The 4,108-nt window shown below is 40.2% G+C and carries 5 protein-coding genes; 4 read left to right on the top strand and 1 reads right to left on the bottom strand.

Annotated features, from left to right (window positions below):
* The 4 genes from AC1DVJ_RS30195 to AC1DVJ_RS30180 all read left to right on the top strand — a co-directional run.
* On the top strand, window positions 1-210 hold a 210-nt coding region (locus AC1DVJ_RS30195; RefSeq protein WP_477596486.1), incomplete at its 5' end, for a CapA family protein.
* Between the two features lie 664 nt (window positions 211-874).
* The gene (locus AC1DVJ_RS30190) at window positions 875-1,513 is read left to right on the top strand and encodes a hypothetical protein (protein ID WP_477596484.1); all 639 of its coding nucleotides are present in this window, start codon (window positions 875-877) and stop codon (window positions 1,511-1,513) included.
* Window positions 1,514-1,724: 211 nt separating this feature from the next.
* Window positions 1,725-2,048 (top strand): hypothetical protein, encoded by a 324-nt coding sequence (locus tag AC1DVJ_RS30185; protein WP_477596483.1) that lies wholly within the window; start codon window positions 1,725-1,727, stop codon window positions 2,046-2,048.
* A 524-nt stretch (window positions 2,049-2,572) separates the two neighbouring features.
* Complete coding sequence (locus AC1DVJ_RS30180) at window positions 2,573-2,743, top strand: hypothetical protein (protein WP_477596481.1); 171 nt, start codon at window positions 2,573-2,575, stop codon at window positions 2,741-2,743.
* Between the two features lie 263 nt (window positions 2,744-3,006).
* Here AC1DVJ_RS30180 and AC1DVJ_RS30175 read toward each other — a convergent pair whose 3' ends face one another.
* Complete coding sequence (locus tag AC1DVJ_RS30175; protein ID WP_477596479.1) at window positions 3,007-4,050, bottom strand: YncE family protein; 1,044 nt, start codon at window positions 4,048-4,050, stop codon at window positions 3,007-3,009.
* Between the last annotated feature and the right edge of the window lie 58 nt (window positions 4,051-4,108).

The following is a 4,108-nucleotide window of genomic DNA, read 5'->3' as shown; positions in this document are numbered from 1 at the left end:
CACTTGGTGAGACTTTTATTTAAACATGGAGCCCATATTATATTTAGGTCACATCCACATGTTCTTCAGCCGTTAATTGTGAGGGGAAAGCAACAGTTGGTCATGTATTCCTTAGGTAATTTTATATCTACAAAATTAAGGGGAAACGTTCATACACAAAGCAGTATCATTCTTAATATTAAAGTCAAAAAAAATGATGAAGGAACATAATCATTACGGAGACTAATTATATTCCGACTTTAGTACATCGGAAACTTGAAAGTGATCGCCATAAAACAGAGGTAATCTCAGTACGTGAAGCTTTAAATGAAACGCATCCAAAATTACGAGCAGATTCGCGTGAACAATTTCAAAACATGTTAAACCATACGATAAAAATAATAAAAAGTAAGGTGTAAACTTAGGAGGATGGCTTTCTCTTATCGCCTGAGACTCCAGGCTGCATCTTTGGATTATTTTGAGCGTAGGCACGAGCTCCGCGCTGCTGTTCCTCTCGCTGCAGTTTATATTAGAAATGGTGGCAATTGGAGCATTTGATGGTAAACAGAAGGTAATTACTTTACGAAGTAGTGGAGCAAAGTAAGATTTTCCTTCCTTTTACAACGGGGGCATAATTGAATATATTGCAAACAAGCTGCCAGCATCGATGGGGCAGCCTGTTGAGCTATCGCAGAACGATAATTGAGGGGCTTGCTTCGCGGCAGCTCTTCTTTTGTTTATTAATGTAACGGGAGGAGAACGCATTTATTGAAAGGAAAATCCAATCACATCTTCGTGGTGACACATACCCTAAATAATGATGGGTCCAGGGTGCGGGAATAGCATAGGAAAACCCGTTTAATTTTATCTATCATGAAAGGTGTGAAGATTACGGATGATTTCGCGTGCTATTTTTGATGTAAATATTGTGCCTGATTTTGAAAATCGCGCAGAGTTAGTCGGTGATTGCGGAGGTTCCCCCTTGCCTAAATTTGGCGTTACAATACCCAACGGTAGGGTGGTCTTGCGGAAAGGAACTGCTAAGGTAACGGTTTCATTAAATAACAGTGATTCTTCTGAATGCATTGATAATAATATTAATGTGGGTGCAAAAACYGCGCGAATGTTAGGTTTAATCAATAAGAGGCGTTACATTCTTCGGTATGATTCGGTAAGTCGAAGCATTTCTTTTTTTGCAAAGCCAATATCGCGAACTGCGATTCCCACGAGAATTGGACGCACGGTCATTGAAAAACCAACCGATGGCCGCACTGTAATCACTCATATAAATGATAATGAAATATTCGTTTCGGCGATCGGCGTAGTGGAACTCGGAATTCTGAAGAACCAGTTGTTAATGAAACGTGGACTTGTAACTAAAAGGGTTCGACTTCGAGCTGGCCGCGAAATTTTTGTTGAACAATTCATTCAAGTAACCCCCAATACTGCGAAAAAGTTTGGCTTGCTTAAAGGCAACACACCCGTTACATTCAACCAAATCAGCTCTGTCCTTCGCATCCTTCCTAGAAAATAAAGGAAAGGGTAATGCGAAACGTTCCAAAACTATTCACACATTCATTCTGACACTATCTCCCTAGGGATTAACGCCATTTCAAATAGTATATTTATTGAAATGCTGTTTGACTGAAGAACATCAACATCTATTGATGTGACACAATTTTCCTCTAGTTGCATACTGTGGAAGGAATTTAGTTGGAAATGTTGTTGGAGAGGATGAGAGCATAATGGCAGTTGCGAAAACTACAGCTTCACTGATATCAATCGGTACCGAAACTCGTGAAGTTTCTGTTAACACTCAGTTAGCTGATTTTTTTAGTCGAAGTGGGGCTGGATTTACTTTTGGAGCACCGATAACAATCAAAAGAGGCGCTAATGTCAAGAGGTTAATCATGACGTTAGACACGTTCGAGGACGATCCTCCTGGAAAATTATTGCGGTTAAATAATAAAGATATTAAATTTTTTGGCTTTGCTTTAGGGGAAAGAATTGCAGTAAAATATGACAGCAAAGCAAAGATCATGACACTCTTGAGTGCTGGGGCTAAGTAAATTGTGAAAAATGAAAATATATGATTGAAACGGGCGGAGTCTTGGGTAGTGATACTCTAGGCTCTTTTGTTATCCGCGGACATCGAAAGGTAGATGTGGTTCTAGGCATATAGGAATATATCCATAAATGGGGTTAGTAATGCGAGACGCTGGACCAAGAAATGCATAGACCGCGTACTATCGTTCTTTGAAGATTGGAAGATCTAGGGAACTGTCGGGATAGATTGAATTGTGGTCATATTTTATTTTATCGATAGATGGTTGTTTGGAGTTGCTGTTGAACTAACGAAAACTATAGTTCAATCACGACATGACGGCAGCCGACAAGCATTGGGCTGCCGTTGTCCGTTGAAGTAACGGGCAATTTCGCGGAATATTTAATCCCTATTTTCTTCCCTTATCTGACGCACCACAGTTTTAACATTTGATTCTCAATGACTCTGTGGGCAAATGTCCATACCAACAACATATTTCCCTAATAGATTAGTCTAGCCGAAGAGAAGGATGAGAAGGATGTCATCACGATGATCGTGAAGGGGATATTGGATGTAAGTGTAAGCCGCAACGGCAACAATATTATGAATCTGTTAACTGACTGTGGCGGTTGTCCGTTACCTCCATTAGCTATTTCTTCCGGACCAGTAACAATGTGGAGAAGAAATACGATTGTCAATGTCGAGCTTGAGAGAGAGTAGGCAGATGCAATGTTGCAGCTGCGGATCAATCTGGGAAGTAAGAGAACATCCGCCATTTGGAAGACATCCGGTCATATGATCGTTACCTTTTCTCAATTAATGGAAGTTAATTAGTGAGCGACAGGAAAAGTTGAGGTTGGTTAAAATAAAGTTGTAATCTGGTGAACACATGAGTGCGATTTCGTGTGTCTTTTGAGAAGTTCCATCAGTTCGAACGACGGTGTATGGTAGCCCCCACTGCAGCTACATATTATTTTTAATTATCATAAGCCTACTATTAYGACAACCTTACGATCCCTGTTACTCAGGACGTACAAACGATTGGTTCGGGCATTCAAAACACCGTTAAAAGGTTCGACTCCCGAACGTATACGTGTAAGAATCGTGTTATCCGCCCCATTTATCACGATAACATTGCCGCCAAATTCCGGAACATATACAAGGTTTCTTATAGGGTCAACATTGATAACAGCTGGAGATTCGCCAGTGCGTACCGTCTGGATTAACCGATTTGTTCGCAAATTTACTGCACTTACTGTGCCACCATCAGGATCTGCAGAATACAGTCGATTTGTTCGCTCATTTAAAGCGGGATCAATGATTTCATGGACAGTAGGGGGGGATATTACGGTTATGAGTCTGTTGGTGTTTCCATTAACTACAACAATATCAGCGTCTTTAACGACATAAATTCGATTTGTCCTAGTATTGATTAAAACTACGAAAGCTGGCCCCGTTTGAGGATTTGCGATTATCAGATTGCTCTTTCCATCTATGACGGCCAAGTTCCCTGTATTCGCAAACACGACATAAATCCGATTCGTTAAAGGATTCACAGCAACACTTGTCGGTTGAATTCCGACCAATGGTATTTTAGACATAATTTTGTTGGTTTCGCCGTCGATAACAACTAATGTGTTACTACTTCGATTGATTACATAGATTCGGTTGGTGGACGGATTTACAGCTATATTTCCCACACTGGATGAAAGCTTGATCGTCTTTACGATCCTATTTGTGATACTGTTAATGACGGAAACGGTTCCACTTATTGTATTGGATACATAAAATCGGTTGGTACGAGGATTTACCGCAGCGTGAAACGGGTTGTTGCCAACACTTATGGTGCGAATTATTCTATTCGTATCACCATTTATTACAGTGACGGTATTACTTCCGGTGTTAAGTACATAAATCCGGTTAAGGGGCTCATTAAGATAGATTTTGGAGGGGTTTCTTTCAACTGGTATAGTCTTGATGACACGATTCCTCAATGATAATCGAGTAATGGAACGCTTAGTCCTCATATTTCTTCTAATACCTCCATATATTAAGAATCCTATACTATATGCTCAGGATAAAAGT

The organism is Paenibacillus sp. P4_A9, from assembly GCF_056402415.1.
Note: the sequence above shows the minus strand (reverse complement) of the source record. Positions and strands in the feature narration are given on the sequence as shown.